Raw genomic sequence first — 21,245 nt, forward strand, 5'->3', positions numbered from 1 at the left:
AAGACCGGAAATGATTGGACCTCAACCGATTTCTGAATCTACAAAAAGCTCGGCAGCGATGTGATCTGCAAAAAGCTTCCCCTCCCGTGTTAGCGTGATGATTTCGTCACTAACTTGAAGCCATCCTTTTTCAATAAATTCCTGAGCGTCTCCTGCGATGGCGGCCGCGACATCCGATCCATAAACAGAGCGAAGGTGGTTTAAGTTGAGCCCCCAGGCTGTTCTCAGCGCAGTCATGATGTATTCATTCACCCTATCCTCCGTCCTTAGTTTTTCTGTTTCGGCAGCTAGTTGGCCCAACTGAAGAGCTTCGATATACTTGCTGTTGTTGGCTACGTTCCATTGTCTGCTTTCGCCATTAAAGGAGTGCGCGGAGGGCCCTAATCCCAGATAGGAAACTCCTTTCCAATAGTTGGAGTTATGTTTGGAGTAACACCCTGGCTTTGCAAAATTTGAAATTTCGTAGTGCTCAAACCCAGCTTCCTCCAGCATCTCCATCAAAATAATAAACTGCTCAGCACTCTGCGTATCGTTCATCCCCGGCTGAGTTCCCTTGCGGATGGAGTGGGCCAGGGCAGTCTTTTGTTCCACCGTCATGGAATAGGCGGAGACGTGGGGTACCTCAAATTCTATAACCTTAGCGATGTTGCTTTTCCATTTTTTGTCGCTCAGAAGTGGATAACCGTAAATCAGATCAACAGTGATGTTTTCGAACCCTGCATCCTGCACTCGTTTAACAGCACTTTCGGCTTCAACAGCATTATGAGCACGGTTCATCCATTTCAGATCTTCCTCATAGAACGATTGAATGCCGATACTGAATCTGTTGATCGCAGTTTCCCTTAACGCTTTTACACTTATCGCATCCAGATCATCGGGATTTGCTTCGAGAGTAATTTCCGCGTTGGCTGCAAGCGAGAAGGTAGCCGCTATCTGATCTATAAATTTCTGAATCTCCGATGCTCCAATCAAAGAAGGTGTCCCTCCACCGAAATAAACCGTTTGAATCTCCTCTCCCTGGAGATAGTTGCTCTGCAGTTCCATCTCTTTATGCATGGCCCGTAGAAGCTCGTCCTTATATTTAAAGGAGGTGGTAAAATGGAAGTCGCAGTAGTGACATGCCTGTTTGCAGAAAGGAATGTGTAAATAGATGCCGGCCATTATGCAAAGTTACGCTCAAAAATTTGCCGGACTGCAAAAAATGTTATCGGAAGGGCAGGAAAGAGGGTAGGCTAAAAACCTGAACAAATGTTTATAAAATGATTTCTTGCTAGTTAACCAAAAGTTTTACCTTTATTAGGCATCTGCCTGTGCCTATCGAAATTAATACATAACTTTCTGCTAATCCCGTAGTTTTTTGGTTTTTGACAGATGATAAGTGACTGCTGATCAGTAGACGAAGGCTCATGTAGCACTATTTAATCTAGCTCCTATTGTCATGTCGATTGATTGTCTTAAAACTTAAACTTTTTTCATTTGTTAAACATTAAGTCCTCTTTTCTAGCTCCAAGCGGCGAGTTGAAGTGAGGATATCTATCTATCCATCTTAAAAATTCTATCACTATGAAAAAAAACTTTACCCTTCTATTGCTATTTCTGTCAGCAGCTATTGCCAATGCTCAGGCCATTCGTCCATTTAGTGCGATTGATTTAGGTGCCGGCTTAAGCATGAATACCGCAACGGGGGACGCAGAAACGTTCAGGCGTACCCAGTCGTTTCACTTGAATCTCAGTTATAATATCGACCCTTACTTGAATGCGATAGCCGAAGTGCAGAGCGGGAGTCTTGCTGGCGGAGATTCTTTGCGTACCATTACAGGCAGGCAGTTTCTCAATCGTTTTAATGCCCTCAATCTGCGGGGACAGCTACAACTTGGGATGTTTTTGCCTTACAGTAAAGATCCTATCACCAATCTTGCTAAAAACATCTATACGGGCGTTGGCATCGGCATGATCATGAATAATATTACAGACGTGAATCGCAGATCTTCCGCTCATCCCGACTTTTTCTCTGGCGGCGTAAACAGGAGTATGAATGTGTTCGTACCTGTCCGTTTGGGTTATGAATTCAAAATCCAGGACGCCTACCGCGAAACTAGGATGAAAATAGATTTGGCCTACACGCACAACTTTGTGCTGGGCGACGAAGTTGACGGGTTCACTGTCGGCAGGTATAAGGATGCCATCTCGCAATTAACGCTCGGTTTCAAAGCTTGTCTGTTTGGGAAAAGATGGTATCGGCAGCACTACTAATACTTTAGACTATGAAAAAACTATTACTCCTATTTTTGCCCCTTGTAATTTCTCTGGCCTCCTGCCGTGAAGACACTCCGGAACTTCCAGAGGAAATGACCGTGGAAGCTGGCATATTTCAGTCCACAACCGAAGGTAGTTACTGGACCTACGCCGCCACCGATATGCTTGGGCAGTACGCAGAGTTTACCCATACCCTTACCGGAAAAAAAGAGATGAAGGGTGGGAAGGAATTTTATGAGGCCTCGGTAATGTATGATGGTCAGCCTTCGGATGAGAAGGCTTACTACCACTGTTCTTCGGCAGGACTTTATAGCATCATTTCATCAAATATCAATCAGGACGAAGAGACGCCATGCGATTACCTGGACACGAAGAAGGCTATAAATACCAGCTGGACTACCAATTATGAGTTGGGTGCAGGTTTGCCGGAAGCAAGGACGCAGGTGACGTCAAAGGCTAAAAATTTTGCGATGCAGGTGGCAGGAAAACAATACAAAGACGTGATTCAAACGTCCGTTGCCTACCAGCTTAAAAGCAATGGTGCTTTTGTTACTGTCGTCACTGCCGACTACTACATTGCAAAAAACGTAGGAATTATTAAAGTCGTGGCGTCCAACGGTCCAAGCGTCATCGGCTCTGTAGAGTTAATTGACTACCTGATAAAATAACACCTTTATCTAAAGGTTATAGGCTTCAATTTTTTCGGCGAGCAGGTGCAGAATTTGTTTGTCGATCTTGCCGAAATTATTACAAAGATGCAAGTGTCCGTGCCGATCAGGCTCGAAGCTGGCTACTAGTTCATTTCCTAATGTCACCTCAAACTTACAACGATGTGTCTCGTCATGAACATAGTCTACCACTTCGAATTCAAAAACTTCGTCGTCTCTATTTATTGGTATCAAGAGTTTATCCATGGGCTATTTGTAAATGAACAGGAAACAGCACTTCTGCAGAAAAGTTAGTCAACGTTGATAACTAATCTTCCAGTTCCCGGCAGTAGAAACCGAAGGCTAATAGCAGCGACTCAATAAATTTAGGTTGCAGCCCTTCTGTCACTACTCTAAGAATCTTGTCCCGGTCTTCGAGGTCAAAATTCCAGTCGATGATGGACCGTACGGGATTAAGTAACTGTTTAATTTGCCCAACTTGTTCCTGCCTTTTTACGTTTGTTCGAAATACCAGTACTTTCATTTTTGATCTTATGGCTTTTGCGATTAATTAGATGCTCTTCCCTGCAAATTGTTGCACAGGAATTTATTTCGCACAAAAATGATTGCCACCGGTGACAGCGGTATGTCAGCAGCAAGAATTTGATAAAGATTTTTTATGCTCTTCTAAAACGGTAACGACTGCTTCCAAAATAAAATGAGAACGGAGTAGCTGTACCTTTTCTGAAAAGGTTGATGTCCAGCTCTACTCGTAGTTGCTGCAGTTTAACTTTGCACGTCCTCGCCCATCTTCTGCTCGGAAGTGGTGACAGGAACTACTGCGAATGGTGCTTCATCAGCTGGCACAACAGGTTTTGCTTTTTTAATCCTGGATCGCACTGCTGCGATAATAGGAGGCGTACTGCTAAGAATCGTGATAGCAATTATTACGATGCTGAAATTCTCTTTTACGATTGTGATATTTCCAAACAGATAACCTAAAAACAGGAAAGTAACAATCCAGAAGATACCTCCGGTGATGTTATACAACGCGAAGAGCCTGAATCTCATTTTTCCAACTCCGGCAACAAAGGGAACGAATGTTCTAAAAATGGGGAAAAAGCGACTAAAGATGACAGCTTTCCCGCCATGTTTTTTGAAAAACTCTTTTGTGCTCTCGTAGTATTCGGGCTTGAGGATTTTATTCGTAGGCTTAAATATTCGGGTACCAAGGAAACCTCCTATGGTGTAATTGACGAAGTTTCCGGCTATAGCGGCAACACTTAGGATAAGCGTCAGCATGTAAATATCAAGACCTGTACCTCCAGCTGCAATTAAAGCTCCGGCTGCAAAGAGAAGCGGGTCACCTGGTAAAAATGGTGTAACCACAAAGCCTGTTTCCGCGAAGATGACGATGAATAGAATAAGATAGGTCCAGACTTGATAATCCTGGATGATGACGTTTAGGTGTTTGTCAATATGTAATAAAATATCTATAATCCCCTGAATCGCTTCCATAAGTTTAATTAGGATGGCAAAAATAGGAGAAATCTGATAATCACAAAGTCATTTTAGACCAGTGCTTTAGCAGAAAAAGGAAGGAGGGTGCCTCAAAAGTTTCTTTCGCTCTGGCACCTCAGGCCGAGGTGCCAAATCTGCAAGTAGTACTGCTAGTTGTTTTATCGATTCAACTTCTGAGACTCCCTCGGTTTTTCAAGAGGGTAGATGTTCAGTGTATGGTTAAGCGGCTTTTAAAGTTTGCTCATTTTTGGTTTTATCTTTTTGCTTCATCTTAAAGTTCAATAAATCAGCTTTCAAGATGGCAAGAAGTTCTAATTCTGTTTGTTTTTCAAGAGTTGTATTTATTGTATTCATAAAATTTCAATTTAGATGTTTAAACGTATGCTAATTGTGTGCCAGCGGAACGGATACCACCTTTTTCAGCTTATTAGCTATTCGCATTTAAAATTTTTGTATATAAAAGTAGACATTCTCGGGAAGCCGTATTCAAAATACTGGGCAAAAAAGCTTCCAAGCGTTAAACCAATGGCTGGCAGCAAAGCGTTTCATCTAGGCGGGGGAATGATCTGATGATAAAAGTTAGCTGTGCAGTCCTGCTTGCAGGAGGAAAAGTTTTGGTCGCGCAACGGAGTGAGACGATGAGTCATCCCTTGAAATGGGAGTTTCCCGGAGGGAAAGTAGAAAAAGGCGAAAGTGAGGAGGGGAGCCTGATACGGGAGATCACGGAAGAGCTGGAGGTTGAGATTGACATCAAAAATCGCTTGAGTCCGGTGATGCACTCCTACGGAGACAAGACAATTTTATTAATCCCATTCATAGCTCAAATTGCCCGTGGCGAGATAAAACTCAAGGAGCATAAGGCTTATCTCTGGCTTGCTCCGGGGGAGCTGCTGCAACTAGACTGGGCGGAGGCAGATCTTCCCATCGTGCAGGAGTTGATATCGCTGTTTCCCCGGCTAGTTTAAGTACTCTATCAATTCGACATCCTTTTACCAATACGAGTATAACTTATCTAAACGACTTCCCGTAGAAGATTGAAAAACATCGCTATGAACAAGAAAAAATCAGCTTTAGGTTTAATTAGTACTGATGGCCACTTCCAGGAGATCTCTTCCTTAACTGTTGATAGTTTATTTTATGTTTCAAAATCTAAAAATGAACTTGAGCAGCTTTTGGAGGAGAAAGTCGCGGTCGAAGAGTATGAAGAATGTGCGATCATTAGAGATGAGCTGATAAAGCGAAACAAACGTTAATTTATTCTTGGAAAGAGCTGGTTATGGCATAGTTATTTGAATTCAATACTCAAATAAATTCATCTACCTATGGAAACTAATCAGAAATATGCACTGATAACGGGTGCGACAAGCGGTATTGGATACGAGCTGGCGAAGCTCTTTGCAAGAGACAAGTATAATCTTGTCATCGTTGCCAGGAGTGGTGAGGAGCTTGAACGAACAGCAGGAGAGTTCAGGCAGGAATTTGGTGTTGAAGTAGTACCTATTGCAAAAGACCTTTTCTTGCGGGAAGCGCCCTTCGAAGTCTTTGACGAAGTAACACAAAGAGGAATCAGTATCAATGCGCTTATCAATAATGCCGGTCAGGGGCAGTATGGCGAGTTTGTAGATATCGATATCAATCGGGAATTAGATCTGATTCAACTAAACATTGGGGCCTATGTTACCCTTACAAAGCTTTTTCTGCAAGACATGATCGCGAGGGGAGAAGGTAAAATATTGAACGTATCTTCCATCGGAGGTGAGATGCCTGGTCCGCTTCAGGCTGTTTATCATGCTACAAAGGCGTTCGTTACGTCTTTCACGGAAGCAATCAGAAGTGAGACCAAAGACCGGAATATTACCATTACTCTTCTGCTGCCTGGTGTTACCGATACCGACTTCTTCAATAAAGCAGATATGGAAGAAGCAAGGATGGTCAAAGAAGGCCATCGTGCAGATCCGGCAAAGGTGGCCAAGGATGGCTTTGAAGCGCTAATGGCAGGCGATGATAAAATAATTTCGGGCTTTGCAAACAAGGCAATGGTAGCAACAAGTACTATCCTGCCAGATGAAACAGTAGCAGACATGATGCACAAAAACGTCAAGCCTTCAAAAGACGAAGAATCAGAAAAATAAACTTAAAGCCGGTCGCGCTTCCCTTTTTTGCAGGCCGGCTTTTCAACGAACCTTAAATTCTATCCTCCCACCCGAAGCTCATCTCAATCTGCTATTTTTGTTCCTCGTAAAACATTTATTGATGCTTGCCCGAACTAGTGAATTGATGAGAACTTCCTTCTTCTTATTGTTAATGCTTGCGCTGAGCCAGTTGGCCTTTGCACAAACTTTAATTGACGTTACTGATCAGACACTAAAAATTGCAGCCAGAACTGAAGAAGACTTTTTCTACAGCTTCGCGGAGGGCGATAAGATCATTATCAGCCTGCAGGAATTGAATGAGAAGGAGCTGAAGTCGTTCGAGGTGGTTGAGTTGCCGGGGAATACCGTCTTTGCGGATTATAAAACTACCAGGATAAACAGTAAGACCCTCAAAGCAAATAAGAACAGCATCTATAAATTCAGTATTTCGAATAGTTCGCTCTCCGGAAGGGTATGCAAGCTCAAGATTCAGAGAGTACCTTTCCGTCCTGCCAATGCTACCCACAATACCAGCGTTTATAGGGAGGTCCGCGGGGATTCCGTCTTTTTTTCCATCACCGAAAGGTATTTAAAAAGAAGTGATACCGTGGCCGTGTCGCTGGTGAATCAAATTGCAAAAGTGTCTTCCAGATCGGCTTTAAATCAGAATAGCAATCAGACTATCGTCGACTTTACCTTGCCTGCTGGCACCGTTTCCTGGGCTTATTACATCGGCGTAGGCACGGAGGGGATGAAAGCGGAGGCTGAGGCTCGTTCTAAGTTTTTGAATACTTCCGCGTCTCTACTTTCTAAGTTTGAAGGATATGGCACCATGGCTGCACTGGCCCTTTATGGAATAAATGCGTTTGATAAAGCGCAGGGTGATGATAACGTCAAATACTGGTTTTTGCCAGGCTGGGAGCAAGTACAGAAGTACAGGAGGGGACAAAAATTTACGCATTACAAACAAGGTAACGTTGTGAACGATGCGGTCCAGATGAAGAGTCCGGTAACAGGGAAGATTTTCCTGGCGCTGGAAAACGATAATCTTATTGAACCGATAGATGTCCTGGTTAAGGTAACGGCGGTACAGGTGAAGCAACAGTGGGCAACCAGAACTGTTCGTGTCCTCGCCCTGAAAGCAATCAAAAGGCCGGTGCTGTAGTTCTTTCAACCGGGAAGTGGCAGGTCTCTTTCTGTTCCAGGTTATCTAAATATTAATTTTCAAAATTTCTAAACAGCTTTCCTTAAAGATTTCGAAACAAAGGCGGGTAGGTCTTAACCTTATCCTAATTCCGCTTTGATCTTCCCTTAATACTCCTGAGGTACTTTTGCCGCAATGAAAGTAATGAGTATGAATTCAATTGTTAAAAAAGGGAAATACCTAAGGCAGGCGGCACTTGTCTTAGTAATGTTCATCTCCTGCTTAAGGGCAGGGGCGCAAACACAAAGTCTTTCCGGAACAGTAACTGACGAGGAAGGGCTCACGCTTCCCGGGGTTAGTGTTTCTATTCAAGGAACAACTTTAGTTACTTCAACTAACGCAGAAGGAAAATTTACACTTCGGCTGGAGAAAGCATTAACAACATCTGATAATATTATTTTTAAATACCTCGGATTTCAGACCTTAACGCTTCCATATTCTGGAAGCAATACCATCTCGGTTAAGATGAAGGAGGATAGCCAAAAACTGAATGAGGTAGTGGTAACCGCTCTTGGTATCAAAAGAGAAGAGAAAGCCTTAGGGTACGCTATTCAGAACATTGATTCAGAACAGTTAAACGACGCTCGTTCCAATAACTGGATCAGCGCTTTATCTGGTAAAGTGGCTGGTTTAACCCTGATCTCTCCTGGGTCAGGTCCAGTGAATTCTACACGTGTTACTCTACGTGGAAATACTTCATTAAATACCGACGGAAACTTCGCTCTTATTGTGTTGGATGGGGTGCCGGTTAATAGCGGAATGACCAGTTCAGGTGTTGATAATGCTTATGGCGCAGGCTCTGGTAATGATGTTCCTATTGACTTCGGAAATGGTATTTCGGATATCAACCCGGATGACATTGAAAGTATTACTGTTTTAAAAGGAGCAAGCGCTACAGCTCTTTACGGAAACAGAGCGGCCAACGGCGCCCTCATCATCACCACCAAATCCGGGAAAAGAAGAGATAAAGGATTGGGTGTCACTGTGAACTCAAACGTAAGCTTTAATGACGTATTGAAATGGCCAGATTTCCAGTATGAATACGGCCAGGGTACCATGACTGCTCAACAAGGATTAATTCCAGCCAGCCAAAAATATTACTCTTATGGCAACTCTGCCGATGGAGCCGGAAACAGCGGAACCAGTAGTGCTTTTGGCCCCAGGTTCAACGGGCAAATGTATTACCAGTACGACCCTACTGTGCAAGGTCAGAGTCCCGAAAGGAGATTATGGCAACCTTACAAAGACAACGTAACAGGATTTTTCAGAACCGGTTCAACAATTACAAACAGTGTTGCGCTTGAAGGTGGATCTGAAAAAGCTTCAGCAAGAGCATCTATCACCCATTCGAAGAATGAGTGGATTATGCCTAACACTGGTTATCAGCGCTTGAACGCTGCATTGAGCTTGAGCTACGATATTTCTGATAAGATAAAGCTTAACTCGAAGGTGAACTTTTCAAACAAGTCAAGCGACAATTTGCCGGCTACGGGTTACAACAACCAGTCGATGTCCTACTTCATGATCTTCCAGAATCCGAACGTTGACTTGTCCTGGTATGAACCGCGCTGGAAAAATGGATTGAACCAGATTGATCAGATCCACCCGTTCAGCTCTTTCATCGATAACCCTTATCTCATTGCATATGAGATGACCAACGCTGTGGATAACAACAAAGCTGTAGGAAATATCTCTGCTCACCTGGATCTCACCCCCAAGTTGAATTTAATGATCAGGACCGCTCTTGATTACAGTACAGAAGATCGCGATACCCGCCGTCCTTACAGTACCGCTAATTTTCAGCGAGGCTACTACAAGCAGCAGAATATCTACAACTATGAGCTAAATAACGACGCGTTGCTAACCTATAAAACCAACATAAATACTGCATTCAACTTCAGTGCTACTGTCGGTGGAAATCTTCGTACTCAGCGCTATCGCGGCTTAGACCGTTCTGTAGATGGATTGGTTACTCCCGGCGTATACAAGCTTGCGAACGGCATAAATACACCTTTATCAAAATCGAACTACTGGAACAAGCAGGTGAACAGTGTGTACGGAATAGCTTCGTTTGATTACAAGAGCAAGATCTTCTTGGATCTTACAGGAAGAAATGATTGGTCGAGTACATTACCGGTAAATAATAATTCTTTCTTCTATCCCTCAGCCAGCGCCAGCTTTATTCTTAATGAGTTAATTAGGCTGCCGGAGCAAGTCTCTTATGCAAAACTTCGTCTTTCCGCCGCTCAGGCGGGTAACGATACCGATGCCTATAAGACTAGCAAATACTATGGTATAAGCGATTTTCCAAGCTCTGCTGTAGCTCCAACCACCCTTCATAACGCAGATTTCAAGCCCGAGCTTACTACCAGCTACGAGGGAGGTTTAGAATTAAACCTGTTCGGAAACAGATTGGGTGCAGATATTACCTTGTATGAAAATACCACCGAGAACCAAATCCTTGACGTTCCTCTGGATCCTACAACAGGATACACAAGAGCCGTATTAAATGCTGGAACCGTTCGGAATCGGGGTATCGAACTGATGCTGCGTGCTCGTCCAATTGATACCAAGAACTTCAAGTGGAATACCAGTATCAACTGGGCGAAAAATGACAACAAAGTGCTGGAACTTGCCGAAGGGATGACCGACAGACAGGATATTGGCTATGGAGGTAATGCAACCTTACAAGCCAGAGTGGGTGGCAGTACCGGAGATATTTATGGATTTGGATTCGTAAGATCACCAGAAGGAGAGATTGTTTACACTGCGGCAGGTCTACCTGCTCGTCCGGCGGAAATTCAACGTATCGGTAACGCTTACGCGGACTGGAAGGGCGGTTTCTTCAACGAGTTTTCCTACAAAGCGTTCCGCTTCAACTTCCTTCTCGACGGGCAGTACGGCGGCATCATCTACTCTCAAACACACCATAAGATGTCAGAACAGGGTAAGCTGAAACATACTCTACCAGGCCGGGAAGAGGGTTATATCATCGGAAAGGGTGTTGTGTTGAACGCTGACGGTACTTACTCTCCCAATACTACAAAAGTAGCGGTAGGAGATTATTACGGAGATTACTATCGCCGTGCTAACGTAGAATCAAACTCCTTTGATGCATCGTTCCTGAAATTACGCGAGGTTCGTTTTGAATACACATTGCCAAAGTCGCTGACAAGCAAAATCCGCGTGAACGGAGCTAGCCTGGCAGTCTACGGTAGGGATCTGGCCATGATCACCAATTTCCCAATGTTCGATCCTGAAACAGCTGCATTAAACGGTTCTACTTTATTGCCGGGTATCGAGATGGGACAGTTGCCATCTACCAGAACTTTCGGGATGAATCTTACACTCAGATTTTAATTAAAGTTGATTTATAACGGAAGTGGATATCTCCTGTAGCTCCACTTTCTAAAAAACTCTATACAATGACCATTTTTAAAAAATTTACTATAGCCGCAATTATAGGTCTTAGTTCGCTTCACACGTCCTGTACGGACGAGTTTGCAGAGTTGAACACCGATCCTAATCGTTTGGACCAGGTAAGTCCGGGCACACTTCTGAATCCCATTATCTATGAAGTAGCCAGTTTTAATACTGAGCGGAGCGATGCGTTCACCTTCGATCTGATGCAGGTGTCTCTGCCCTTTCCAAGTGTGTCAGGAGGAATTCACCGTTATGATGTAAGCGAGAGCGCTGGAAACTCGACCTGGAACACCTATTACAGGTGGTTGAAAAACATTGATGAGATGGAAGCTGCAGCAGAGGCTGTTGGTGATCCAAATTATAAAGCAATTGCTCTTACGCTCAATGCATGGGTCTACTCTCTCCTGACAGACAGCTTTGGAGATGTGCCAATGGAGGAAGCAGGAAAGGGCGACGAAAAGATCTACCGTCCAGCTTTCAATACTCAAAAAGAGATTTACACAAAGATCCTGGCTGATCTCGAAACTGCAAATACCCTGTTCGATCCTACTAAAACCTTACGTTATGGTACAGACATCCTTTATGCTGTAAATACCTCCGGCACTAACGCGAATCAGCTTACAGTAGATAAATGGAGGAAGTTTTGCAACTCACTTCGCCTGCGTCTGTTATTGCGCGTTTCCAATAAACCTGAAATGAATGCAGCGGCCAAAATGGCTGAGATAGTAAATAATCCTACTCAACATCCTGTTTTTGGTAGTAATGACGACTCTGCAATTCTAAAAATTACCGGTGTTACGCCCAATATTTCTCCATGGGGCCGGTCTATCGACTTTACAAATGCAAGGGCAACCGCCGAATTTTTTATCGGCAACCTGAATAATTTTGACGATCCGAGACGTGCAAAATGGATAACTGCGGCTACCCGACTAAATCCTGCAACTAACAAGAACGAGAGCATTGGATACAAAGGTATTCCAAGTGCATTTGCTGGTAGCAGTACTTTCGATTACACCCCGTCAAACATGCTTAGAAGTTTGGTGGAGGCTCCCATGATTTCGGTGCTCATGACCTATGCCGAAGTGGAGTTTATCAAGGCTGAGCTTGCATTTAAAGGCATTATTGCAAGCGATCCAAGGACGCATTATGAAAAGGGAGTGAAAGCTTCTATAGAGCAGTGGGGGGCTGTAATGCCGGCAGATTATTTTACGAAGGCTACTACAGCTACTCATACAGCCTATAATGGTACGCTGGAGCGCATCATGCTGCAAAAGTACTACGCCTTGTTTTTCAACGATTATCAGCAGTGGTTTGAGTATCGCCGTACTGGTTTGCCGGTGTTACCTAAAGGTGCTGGTTTGATGAATAATGGCGTGATGCCGGTGCGGTTCAAATATCCTACCACTGTTGCATCTCTAAACCGCGACAACTATCTGAAGGCGGTGCAGAACATGGGAGGAGATGATATCAATACCAAAGTTTGGTGGGAAAAATAATTGATTAACAGAAAAGGGTAGATGAGTGGAGCTCCTGCTTCACTCATCTTACTTAAAGAATATTTACAATGATTAGAAGAAGTTTCATTAAAAATTTAGGTGTTCTGGGAGTAGCAGCTGCAGCGCCCGTTGAATTGATAAAGGCAGCGGAAGCCCCTGTAAGCACCGAAGGAATTGACCTTTCTACCACTACGCTAAAGGGTAGGGTAAGTGCCGGAGGTAAGGGTATAGAAGGTGTTGCCGTAACAGACGGCATCAATGTTACCCGCACCAACGGAAGTGGAAGCTATGAGTTACTAAGCAATAAAACGACAGGCTTTGTGTACATCTCACTTCCTGCAGGGTACGAGTTTCCTCATCAAAATAGCATTAGCCAGTTCTATAAAAAGATCGATCATTCTAAAAATACTTTCGCAGCGGACTTTCAGCTGACTAAACTTTCCCAGAGCGACGACAAGCATGCTTTCGTGGTGTGGGCAGATCCGCAAATTCAGAATAGAAAAGATGCGGACTTACTCCTTACGCAGTCAGCTCCCGACCTGAAAGAACTGGTTGATTCTTACGGGAAGAATATGCTGATGCATGGCATCGGCTGCGGCGACCTGATATTCGATCGTTTTGAGCTTTTCGCTGATTATAAAAAAGCAATTGCGATGAGCGGTATCCCTTTCTTCAATGTCATCGGTAATCACGACATGGATTTGGAAGCGCGTACGGATGAAGGCTCGACTGAAACTTTTAAAGAACAGTTTGGTCCCACCTACTACTCGTTCAACCGCGGTAAAATTCACTACGTGGTACTCGACGATGTATTCTTTATGGGGGTGCCTAAGCGGTATATGGGCTATATCAATGAAACGCAGCTGAAGTGGCTGGAGCAGGATTTGAAACAGGTAAAACCGGGTACTACAGTGGTACTAAGCGTTCACATTCCTACCAACACTGGGCAGCGCCAGCGCGACCAATCAACAGAACCCGAATTGGGTGGAGTAGTGATCAATCGTCAGCGCTTGTATGACCTGTTGAAGCCTTATACAGTTCACATCATGTCCGGACATACCCATTTTAACGAGGTTTGGATTAATGAAAATATTACTGAACATAATCACGGTACTGTTTGCGGCGCCTGGTGGACGGGGCCCATTTGCGGCGACGGTACTCCAAACGGCTACGGCGTGTATGAAGTAGATGGGGATAAACTAAGCTGGTACTACAAAGCAACGGGTAAACCTAAAACCCACCAGCTGCGGATCTATGGCCGTGGTCGCCATAAAAGTTTCCCAGAAGATGTAGCAGTGAACGTTTGGAACTACGATAAAAACTGGAAGCTGGAGTGGTTTGCCGACGGAAGATCGATGGGGCAACCCGAACAGCGCACAGCTCATGACCCATGGGCATTGGAAACGCTGTTGGGAAAATCACTGCCGGCAACAAGAGGCTGGGCTGAGCCAAACCTTACTGATCATATCTTTTTCATGAAGCCTGCGGCTGATGTTAAAAATATTCGGGTAACGGCTACTGATCCTTTTGGAAATACGTACGGCGAAACGCTGGCACTTAACGCATAAGCTGATGAGAATGGTAAACAAGATACTTCCGGTGATGGTATTCCTTCTGATGATGGCAGTAGGAAGTTTACTGGCCCAGGTGGCCCAAATTACACTCAGCAACTACACCTTTTCCCCGAAAAGGACATCGGTTGGAGTAATTGCGTTTACTGATCCCAACATAGCTTTGCAGAAAATAGTGTTATCAGGTGTAGATGCCCGGCTGTTTAAAGTCAAACAGGGAAAACTTATCCTGAACCAACAACCGGCTGCAGACAAAAAATGGTTAGATCTGAGAATTAGTGCAGAGACTAAGAATGGACCGGTTTCAGCCGACTTTCGTCTTGTAAAGGACGAGTTCCTGACAAACAAGGTGATTGCCCATCGGGGAGCCTGGAAACATACGGGAGCCACTGAAAATTCCATCGCCGCTCTAAAGCATGCCATTGCCATGGGATGTCAGGGAAGCGAATTCGATGTGCATATGTCGGCAGATTCAGTTCCTTTTATTAATCATGATCCTCATTTGGGGGGAGTTTCCATTGCAAAATCAGCTTCGAAAACCTTGTCAGAGTTGAAACTTTCTAACGGAGAGAGCCTGCCGACCCTTCGGGCATACCTCGAAAATGGGATGAATCAAAACCAGACAAAGCTTATCCTGGAGATCAAGCCGTCAGAGTTGGGAAAGGCTTCGTCTCTGGCTCTTAGCCATAAGGTAATGGATATTGTGCGGGAGCTGAAGGCGCAAGCCTGGGTGGAGTACATCAGCTTTGATTATGATGTCTGCAAGGAATTGCAGCGGCTCGACCCCTATGTTAAGGTGGCCTACTTAAACGGAGATAAAACTCCTGCGGAACTCGCTGCTGAGAATTTTTATGGCTTCGACTACAACCTGAAAGTGGTTCAGAAAAACAAAGAATGGATCAAACAGGCACAGGAGCAGAAGCTAACCGTTAACGTTTGGACCGTCAATGATCCTGACGCTATGGACTGGCTGCTGGAGCAGCAGGTGGATTTCATCACCACCAACGAACCCGAACTCTTGCTTAAGAAAATAAGCAAACTTTAATCTGGCTTTATTTAAGTTCAAATACCCCGAACCCTTCTGAGTTTTTCAGAGGGGTTTATTGTTTAAGGTGAGATAGTACAAAAGTCCGATACCGCGAAATTCTTATCTTCGGGAGAAACCGAGGTCACCCTGTATGGACAGCTCAATGAAGTTCAGCGCAGTAATCGAAATCATAGGGATTAACCCGTTCGTTTATGTTCCCGATGCTATTTTGGAACTAATCTTCCAGCAAGCGGGGAAAAGGAAAGGGCCTATTCCTATTCGTGGTCTAATCAATGGCCAACCCTACCGGCAGACCTTAGTGAAGTACGGCGGTGCCTGGCGTCTCTACATCAACACCCGCATGCTAAAAGATTCTCCAAACCGAGTTGGGGAGCTGATTGAAATAAGCATCGAGCTAGATAGAGAAAGCAGAGAAATTGAAATGCCGACTAAGTTTAGGGAGGCTCTGGCTGCTGATTCCCAAGCTAAATCCGTTTTCGAGCAGCTTCCGCCTTCCCGCGCCCTTGAAATTGTGCGGTACCTGGCACAATTGAAGACAGAAGAAAGCCTGGATCGGAATGTGAAGAGAGCCATTGATTTCCTTAAAGGGAATGGGAGGTTTGTAGGGAGAGATAAACCCTGAAAGCTGCATTACAGCCCTTGCCCATCTTTTTCTAATCTTTCTGCGAAGTCGATTGTAATTATCTAAAAAACAACAAAAATGGAATACAGACAACTAGGAGCATCCGGACTGGAAGTTTCGGTATTAAGCTTTGGGACGGCTACTTTCGGAGGAGGTAACGAATTTTTCAAAGCCTGGGGAAGCACAGAAGTTAACGAAGCAACACGTCTCGTTGATATTTGCCTTGACGCGGGCATCAATCTCTTTGATACCGCTGATACCTACTCCGACGGCATGGCCGAAGAGATTTTCGGGAAAGCTATTGCGGGAAAAAGAGATCAAATTCTTATTTCCACCAAAGCAACTTTTCCTGTTGGTAAGGGACCGAACAATCAGGGGTCGAGCCGCTACAGACTGATCCGTCAGCTGGAGGGCAGCCTGAAGCGGATGAACACGGATTACGTGGACATTTATCATATGCATGGCTTCGATGGGAACACGCCCGTAGAAGAGACGTTGCGGGCACTGGATGACCTGGTGGCAAGTGGAAAAGTGCGATACCTGGCTGCTTCTAATTTTTCGGGCTGGCACTTGATGAAATCACTTTCTATATCCGATCGTTACGGATGGAACCGCTACGTAGGACACCAGGTGTATTACTCGTTGCTCAACCGGGAATATGAATGGGAACTAATGCCCCTTGGATTGGACCAGAACGTAGGAGCAATTATTTGGTCTCCTCTGTCGGCTGGCCGCTTGGGAGGCCGTTATCGACGCAACCAGCCCTTACCGCCAGAAGGTCGGGTTGCACAGGGAGGAAGCCCGGTTCCGGAAGCTGTAATTAATGAAGAAGTGTTTTATAATATTATTGATGTACTGGATGAGATAGCTGCAGAAACGGGTAAGACGGTGGCACAAGTCGCCCTCAACTGGCTACTGCAACGTCCAACTGTTTCCAGTATCATCTTTGGAGCACGTAATGAGGAGCAATTGAAGCAAAACCTCGCTGCTGCCGGCTGGAATCTCAGTTTGGAGCAGATGCAGCGATTGGATGCGGTGAGTGACCAGCCTACTATTTATCCTTACTGGCATCAGCGGCAGAACACCCGGTTGAATCCGCTGCCCGATCTTTATGGGCGCTTGAAATAGTCCAAGCACCTCGGGTAAAAGCCGTGCACGGACTTTTGGGGCCAAAAGCCGCTTTTTGGCTTCTCCGATAATTTGTTATGTTTGAATATGACGTCTATCCCGCTCTCTTCGATCTCAAAAAGCAATATACCTGTTCTCCTCCTTCATCCTGATCCACCGTATTCTATTGCCCAGGCCAATAGCCTCTATTTAGATTGGATTCAGAAGAACGAGAATGACTTGCTGGGGAAAAGCCTTTTTGAAATAATAACACCTTATGAAGGCGAGAGCAGGAGGGCGTTGGAGGATTCCCTTTCCATCGTGGTAGAATCGATGGCAACACAGTTTTTTCCCCAGACAACTTATCGCGTGCAGAGGAACAACGGGGAGGAGAAGGAGCAGGTTGCTTTTATTCACGCTCCGGTCTTGAACGACGCAGGGGAACTGGTTTATATCAGTCAAAGTGTAATAAAAATAAATGTTGAAGAGCGGGGGCCGAGTCAGGATAATGTATGGAAAAGATCTTCGAATGAGCAGCTGAAGTCAGTTTATAATCTCTTCGATAACGCTCCTGCTCGTATTGTCGTTTTCAGTGGTCCTGACCTAGTCTTTGAGCTCATCAATCCCACCTATCAGTCTTTCTTTCCTGGCCGGGAACTGCTGGGTAAACCGTTGTTAGAGGCAATTCCCGAGTTAGCAGGGCACCCCTTAGTTGATGGTTTTAAGCGAGCATATCACCAGGGGGAGACGTTTGAAGGAAATGAAGTGATGACGCAGCTGTACCGAGGCAACAACGTTGAACCGGATGAAAGTTACTGGAACTTCGTGGGGCTGCCGCGACATAGTGAGAACGGCGACATCGACGGGGTATATATGTTCGGCTTCGAAGTGACCGAGCTGGTACAATCTCGCAGGCAGTTGGAAGTGATATTGAATGAAAAACTGGCGGCGGAGAATGAATTGCTGAACACGGAAGTGCGGTTTAATCAGGTACTTGAAGCCATGGCCGAAGGAGTAGGAATTATAGACACGGAAGGTAACCTGATTTACGCTAATCGGATGGCTCAGGAGATACTGGGTTTAAAACGAGACGAAATTTTGGACAGGACTTATCACGACGCTAAGTGGACGAACCTTCGGCTCGATGGCAGTCCCTTGCCGGAGCACGAACATCCCATGTATATTTCCCTTAGCACAGGTAAGCAGGTGTTTGACCATGAGATAGCGGTACAACCTCCGAATGGCGAGCGTTTTTATATCTCTATCAATGCGGCGCCCTTGAAGGACTTAAACGGGAATATTACAGGGGGAATCGGCTCCTTTATGGATGTCACCGCCCGCAGGAAATCCCTGCAGTTGAAAGATGAATTTATAAGTACTGTAAGCCACGAGTTGAAGACTCCCGTCACCTCCATCAAAGCTTATGCACAGGTGTTGCAACGCCTGTTAACAGGAGATCAAAACAACACTAAAAATTTCCTTCAGCGGATCAACGTCCAAATAAATCGCCTTGAACAGCTGATTAAGGATCTGCTGGAAATCGCCCGTCTGGACCACGGAAAATTAGCTTTGAAGCAGGAGGAGGTGCATTTGGACATACTGCTGCTAGAGGTAGTAGAAGAGCTACAGCTCCTCAACGCAAGCCACGAGCTCAAAATTGAAGAAAGTGAATCCCTCTGGGTGCTTGCCGATCGGCACCGTGTGATTCAAGTGATTACCAATATTGTGAACAATGCGGTGAAATATTCTCCGGGAGCCGAAAAGATTGAGATCAGGCTCAGAGAAGAGCAAGGGCTTGCCTTGTGTAGCGTGCGGGATTTCGGGATGGGGATAGCCGAAGAGCAAAAACCTTATGTTTTTGAGCGCTTCCATCAAGTGGCAAGCGGAGGGCAAAACCTTGGCCTGGGCTTAGGGCTATATATTTCCAAGGAAATAATTCAAAAATCAGGCGGAAAGTTGTGGTTTGAGAGTGAACCTGATAGAGGAAGTACGTTCTACTTTACGCTGCCCGTAAGCAATAGAAAGATGTAAACAAAGGAGTAGTAGAGCGGAAAAAATTATCATTCCCCAATGCTACTCCCACCGGTGCAATCTCTGAAAAACCGATACTGGCGGTAAGCTGTCTTCACCCTCTCTATTATTTCCCTGCAACATTTACCGCTGCTGCCATATTACCAACGCCCATCTTGGCAATAATATTCTTGCGGTGGCTTTTTATCGTTTCCACGCTTACAAATAGACGCTCCGCTATCTTTCGCGTAGTCATCCCCTGTTTTACCAGTTCCATCACTTCTCGTTCCCGCTGCGATAGTATACTTGTAGGTTCAGAGAACTCCTTCTCAAAGCATAAAACATAGCGTCCAGAATCAGAAAGGGTGTGTATGGTAAGTGTAAGGTGTTCAGAGGGGCTGAAGTTAGTAATATCTGTTGCGTTGATAAATTCCAGACCGGGCTTACCATCAGAGCTAATGTCAGTAAATGAGCTTTGCCGCAGGATTTGCCTATAGCTACCCTCCGCAGTCCTAGCCCTGAAGTTATAACAGAATACCAACTTTTGCCTCTCCTCTGCAGGTACGGTATAGTAGTAATTGAAAATACAGAGGTGGATGTCCCTGAACTGCTCAAGATCTGACGGGTGAATGATCTGAAAAAAGAGCTTCAGGCCCTTGTCAAGAAATTCCTCATCGCTATAACCCAAGACTGTTTGAATAGAGGGGCTCACAAACTCATAGCTCATCAATCTCCAGTTGAAGATGCACGAATAGCCGTTTAAAGATTTTAGCGGCTCATGAGGTGCGCGCCATTGCAAACGCTCGTACGAAGCGCTGTCTTCATTAAGCTCACGTGAATATCCTGCCAGGAGCTGCAGGTCGTCGGTTAAGTATGTTGCTTGAGGCATATCCTGTGAAGGCTTAGATTAAAGTTAAAGAAAAAAGCGGAATTTAAAATTGTGAAAATCACCCTTTTGGGGGATAAGAGAAAAGGAAATTAGTTTGGAAATTGTCCCTTTAAACTTCAATTATCACAACTCGTATGTTCGGGAGTGCTACCCTCGAGGTAATTATATCGCTCGTTTTCATCTACCTGCTTTACAGTTTGCTGGCAACAGTAGTAGCCGAGATTATTGCCACGGCTCTGGCTTTACGAGCTAGAAATCTGAAAGAAGCCGTAGACAGAATGTTGAATGATGAAATTGATTCTTCACGTTTCCAAAGGTTTTTGAACTTCCTTAAACTCTGGAAGAATCCGAGCAACAAGCTGATCAATAATTTTTACAACCATCCAGAAATAAAATACCTGGGTAGTTCCGGCTTGTTCAGAAATCCCTCCTCCTTCAAAGCGGTCAGCTTTTCTAAAACCGTGATATTCCTCCTTAACTGCAGCCGGGAACTAGACGCGGATAAGATAGACACGCTACTTCGTACTAAAGCAGCAACAGTATTTGGAGAAGAAACGGCAGGATATGTCTTGAACATATGGGAGGATTCGCAACGCGATCTGGTACGGTTTAAGCTGCAGTTGGAGGCCTGGTTCGATCGGACGATGGAGCAAGCCACCGAATGGTACAAACGGAAAATCCAGGTCATTCTCCTTTTTCTTGGTTTTCTGCTGGCCTCCCTTTTTAATGTGGATACCATCGCGATCTCTAAACAGCTTTCCAAAGACAAGGGAGCACGCGAGCAGATGGTTCAGCTAGCCAGTGCCTATTTGGAAAGCCATCCCGAGCGTCCCCGTACAGTAGGTGCAAGCCTGGATTCCGCTGCGGCGCGGGAATACAAGGAGCAGATGGACTCGCTGATGGCGATTAAGCAGGAGCTTCAGCGAGATATTATCGCTACCCAATCTATTCTTGGTGTTGGAAGCTGGCTGCCCGACTCGCTTGAAATAAAGACAAATCCGAAAACAGGGCAAAGGACTTTTGGCGCTTCGATAGATGCCACTTTGCTGCCGAAGTACAAGGAGGAGATGGTAAACAACCAGCTTTTTGCATTTTTTAGCTTCCGCAACAAGTGCTCCTACTTTTTTTCTCTCCTGGGGAAACATTGGCCCGGTTTTCTTCTCACCGCTCTTGCCATTTCACTTGGAGCGCCCTTCTGGTTTGACTTGCTTAACAAGTTGATGAAACTCCGGACCTCAGTAAAACAACCTCAATCGAGCACAAATACCAACAGCGACAACACGGTTTTACCATCCGATAGTAGCCGCAGAACCGAGTAA

At 45.0% G+C, this 21,245-nt stretch carries 20 protein-coding genes; 14 read left to right on the top strand and 6 right to left on the bottom strand.

What is annotated here, in order from left to right; all coding sequences use genetic code 11:
• Nucleotides 1-21: 21 nt before the first annotated feature.
• A complete protein-coding gene (gene hemW / locus J4N23_RS08790) occupies nt 22-1,161 on the bottom strand; it encodes a radical SAM family heme chaperone HemW (protein WP_207426590.1) in 1,140 nt (379 codons plus the stop codon).
• A 402-nt stretch (nt 1,162-1,563) separates the two neighbouring features.
• Between hemW and J4N23_RS08795 the strand changes: the two genes are divergently transcribed.
• Both J4N23_RS08795 and J4N23_RS08800 read left to right on the top strand, forming a co-directional pair.
• Nucleotides 1,564-2,253 (top strand): outer membrane beta-barrel protein, encoded by a 690-nt coding sequence (locus J4N23_RS08795; RefSeq protein ID WP_207426591.1) that lies wholly within the window; start codon nt 1,564-1,566, stop codon nt 2,251-2,253.
• Nucleotides 2,254-2,264: 11 nt separating this feature from the next.
• A complete protein-coding gene (locus J4N23_RS08800) occupies nt 2,265-2,924 on the top strand; it encodes a hypothetical protein (protein ID WP_207426592.1) in 660 nt (219 codons plus the stop codon).
• Between the two features lie 9 nt (nt 2,925-2,933).
• On the opposite strand, the gene J4N23_RS08805 is transcribed toward J4N23_RS08800, so the two are convergent.
• The 4 genes from J4N23_RS08805 to J4N23_RS21080 all read right to left on the bottom strand — a co-directional run bounded on the left by J4N23_RS08805 (nt 2,934) and on the right by J4N23_RS21080 (nt 4,778).
• Nucleotides 2,934-3,170, bottom strand: coding sequence for a hypothetical protein (locus tag J4N23_RS08805; protein ID WP_207426593.1), 237 nt, complete (start codon nt 3,168-3,170; stop codon nt 2,934-2,936).
• Between the two features lie 61 nt (nt 3,171-3,231).
• Nucleotides 3,232-3,447 carry a hypothetical protein gene (locus J4N23_RS08810; RefSeq protein WP_207426594.1) on the bottom strand — a complete coding sequence of 72 codons (216 nt, stop codon included), beginning with the start codon at nt 3,445-3,447 and terminating at the stop codon, nt 3,232-3,234.
• 242 nt (nt 3,448-3,689) lie between these two features.
• Nucleotides 3,690-4,421, bottom strand: coding sequence for a DedA family protein (locus J4N23_RS08815; protein ID WP_207426595.1), 732 nt, complete (start codon nt 4,419-4,421; stop codon nt 3,690-3,692).
• Nucleotides 4,422-4,643: 222 nt separating this feature from the next.
• Nucleotides 4,644-4,778: a hypothetical protein gene (locus J4N23_RS21080; protein WP_255534793.1), complete on the bottom strand. Its 135-nt coding sequence runs from the start codon at nt 4,776-4,778 to the stop codon at nt 4,644-4,646.
• A gap of 215 nt (nt 4,779-4,993) precedes the next feature.
• Here J4N23_RS21080 and J4N23_RS08820 point away from each other — a divergent pair, with 215 nt between their 5' ends.
• The 11 genes from J4N23_RS08820 (at nt 4,994) to J4N23_RS08870 (ending at nt 19,058) form a co-directional block, all read left to right on the top strand.
• Nucleotides 4,994-5,389, top strand: coding sequence for a (deoxy)nucleoside triphosphate pyrophosphohydrolase (locus tag J4N23_RS08820; RefSeq protein WP_207426596.1), 396 nt, complete (start codon nt 4,994-4,996; stop codon nt 5,387-5,389).
• Between the two features lie 84 nt (nt 5,390-5,473).
• A complete protein-coding gene (locus J4N23_RS08825) occupies nt 5,474-5,677 on the top strand; it encodes a hypothetical protein (RefSeq protein ID WP_207426597.1) in 204 nt (67 codons plus the stop codon).
• A gap of 69 nt (nt 5,678-5,746) precedes the next feature.
• On the top strand, nt 5,747-6,556 hold the full coding sequence (locus J4N23_RS08830) for an SDR family oxidoreductase (protein WP_207426598.1): 810 nt from the start codon (nt 5,747-5,749) through the stop codon (nt 6,554-6,556).
• Between the two features lie 121 nt (nt 6,557-6,677).
• Nucleotides 6,678-7,721, top strand: a complete 1,044-nt coding sequence (locus J4N23_RS08835; RefSeq protein WP_207426599.1) for a hypothetical protein — start codon at nt 6,678-6,680, stop codon at nt 7,719-7,721.
• Between the two features lie 189 nt (nt 7,722-7,910).
• A complete protein-coding gene (locus J4N23_RS08840; protein WP_207426600.1) occupies nt 7,911-11,120 on the top strand; it encodes a SusC/RagA family TonB-linked outer membrane protein in 3,210 nt (1,069 codons plus the stop codon).
• Nucleotides 11,121-11,185: 65 nt separating this feature from the next.
• Complete coding sequence (locus J4N23_RS08845; protein WP_207426601.1) at nt 11,186-12,679, top strand: SusD/RagB family nutrient-binding outer membrane lipoprotein; 1,494 nt, start codon at nt 11,186-11,188, stop codon at nt 12,677-12,679.
• A 68-nt stretch (nt 12,680-12,747) separates the two neighbouring features.
• Nucleotides 12,748-14,247 carry a calcineurin-like phosphoesterase family protein gene (locus J4N23_RS08850; RefSeq protein WP_207426602.1) on the top strand — a complete coding sequence of 500 codons (1,500 nt, stop codon included), beginning with the start codon at nt 12,748-12,750 and terminating at the stop codon, nt 14,245-14,247.
• Nucleotides 14,248-14,257: 10 nt separating this feature from the next.
• Nucleotides 14,258-15,295 carry a glycerophosphodiester phosphodiesterase family protein gene (locus J4N23_RS08855; RefSeq protein WP_242689166.1) on the top strand — a complete coding sequence of 346 codons (1,038 nt, stop codon included), beginning with the start codon at nt 14,258-14,260 and terminating at the stop codon, nt 15,293-15,295.
• Nucleotides 15,296-15,440: 145 nt separating this feature from the next.
• On the top strand, nt 15,441-15,920 hold the full coding sequence (locus tag J4N23_RS08860; RefSeq protein ID WP_207426603.1) for a YdeI/OmpD-associated family protein: 480 nt from the start codon (nt 15,441-15,443) through the stop codon (nt 15,918-15,920).
• Between the two features lie 78 nt (nt 15,921-15,998).
• Nucleotides 15,999-17,048, top strand: coding sequence for an aldo/keto reductase (locus J4N23_RS08865; RefSeq protein WP_207426604.1), 1,050 nt, complete (start codon nt 15,999-16,001; stop codon nt 17,046-17,048).
• Nucleotides 17,049-17,135: 87 nt separating this feature from the next.
• Entirely contained in the window at nt 17,136-19,058 is a 1,923-nt protein-coding gene (locus J4N23_RS08870) for a PAS domain-containing protein (protein WP_207426605.1), read from the top strand.
• A gap of 106 nt (nt 19,059-19,164) precedes the next feature.
• On the opposite strand, the gene J4N23_RS08875 is transcribed toward J4N23_RS08870, so the two are convergent.
• Complete coding sequence (locus tag J4N23_RS08875) at nt 19,165-19,926, bottom strand: LuxR C-terminal-related transcriptional regulator (protein ID WP_207426606.1); 762 nt, start codon at nt 19,924-19,926, stop codon at nt 19,165-19,167.
• A gap of 134 nt (nt 19,927-20,060) precedes the next feature.
• Between J4N23_RS08875 and J4N23_RS08880 the strand changes: the two genes are divergently transcribed.
• Nucleotides 20,061-21,245, top strand: a complete 1,185-nt coding sequence (locus J4N23_RS08880; RefSeq protein WP_207426607.1) for a hypothetical protein — start codon at nt 20,061-20,063, stop codon at nt 21,243-21,245.

It is taken from the genome of Pedobacter sp. SYSU D00535 (assembly GCF_017355855.1).
In the GTDB taxonomy this organism is placed as follows: Bacteria; Bacteroidota; Bacteroidia; order Sphingobacteriales; family Sphingobacteriaceae; genus Desertivirga.

What these genes read in the sequence shown, in the direction of transcription:
- J4N23_RS08860 (WP_207426603.1), top strand. Translation starts at nt 15,441, where the DNA reads ATGAAGTTCAGCGCAGTAATCGAAATCATAGGGATTAACCCGTTCGTT.
- J4N23_RS08820 (WP_207426596.1), top strand. Translation starts at nt 4,994, where the DNA reads ATGATAAAAGTTAGCTGTGCAGTCCTGCTTGCAGGAGGAAAAGTTTTG.
- J4N23_RS08855 (WP_242689166.1), top strand. Translation starts at nt 14,258, where the DNA reads ATGGTAAACAAGATACTTCCGGTGATGGTATTCCTTCTGATGATGGCA.
- J4N23_RS08810 (WP_207426594.1), bottom strand. Translation starts at nt 3,447, where the DNA reads ATGAAAGTACTGGTATTTCGAACAAACGTAAAAAGGCAGGAACAAGTT.
- J4N23_RS08865 (WP_207426604.1), top strand. Translation starts at nt 15,999, where the DNA reads ATGGAATACAGACAACTAGGAGCATCCGGACTGGAAGTTTCGGTATTA.
- J4N23_RS08830 (WP_207426598.1), top strand. Translation starts at nt 5,747, where the DNA reads ATGGAAACTAATCAGAAATATGCACTGATAACGGGTGCGACAAGCGGT.
- hemW (WP_207426590.1), bottom strand. Translation starts at nt 1,161, where the DNA reads ATGGCCGGCATCTATTTACACATTCCTTTCTGCAAACAGGCATGTCAC.
- J4N23_RS08795 (WP_207426591.1), top strand. Translation starts at nt 1,564, where the DNA reads ATGAAAAAAAACTTTACCCTTCTATTGCTATTTCTGTCAGCAGCTATT.
- J4N23_RS08870 (WP_207426605.1), top strand. Translation starts at nt 17,136, where the DNA reads ATGACGTCTATCCCGCTCTCTTCGATCTCAAAAAGCAATATACCTGTT.
- J4N23_RS08880 (WP_207426607.1), top strand. Translation starts at nt 20,061, where the DNA reads ATGTTCGGGAGTGCTACCCTCGAGGTAATTATATCGCTCGTTTTCATC.
- J4N23_RS08840 (WP_207426600.1), top strand. Translation starts at nt 7,911, where the DNA reads ATGAATTCAATTGTTAAAAAAGGGAAATACCTAAGGCAGGCGGCACTT.
- J4N23_RS08825 (WP_207426597.1), top strand. Translation starts at nt 5,474, where the DNA reads ATGAACAAGAAAAAATCAGCTTTAGGTTTAATTAGTACTGATGGCCAC.
- J4N23_RS08805 (WP_207426593.1), bottom strand. Translation starts at nt 3,170, where the DNA reads ATGGATAAACTCTTGATACCAATAAATAGAGACGACGAAGTTTTTGAA.
- J4N23_RS08850 (WP_207426602.1), top strand. Translation starts at nt 12,748, where the DNA reads ATGATTAGAAGAAGTTTCATTAAAAATTTAGGTGTTCTGGGAGTAGCA.
- J4N23_RS08845 (WP_207426601.1), top strand. Translation starts at nt 11,186, where the DNA reads ATGACCATTTTTAAAAAATTTACTATAGCCGCAATTATAGGTCTTAGT.
- J4N23_RS08815 (WP_207426595.1), bottom strand. Translation starts at nt 4,421, where the DNA reads ATGGAAGCGATTCAGGGGATTATAGATATTTTATTACATATTGACAAA.
- J4N23_RS08800 (WP_207426592.1), top strand. Translation starts at nt 2,265, where the DNA reads ATGAAAAAACTATTACTCCTATTTTTGCCCCTTGTAATTTCTCTGGCC.
- J4N23_RS08875 (WP_207426606.1), bottom strand. Translation starts at nt 19,926, where the DNA reads ATGCCTCAAGCAACATACTTAACCGACGACCTGCAGCTCCTGGCAGGA.
- J4N23_RS21080 (WP_255534793.1), bottom strand. Translation starts at nt 4,778, where the DNA reads ATGAATACAATAAATACAACTCTTGAAAAACAAACAGAATTAGAACTT.
- J4N23_RS08835 (WP_207426599.1), top strand. Translation starts at nt 6,678, where the DNA reads ATGCTTGCCCGAACTAGTGAATTGATGAGAACTTCCTTCTTCTTATTG.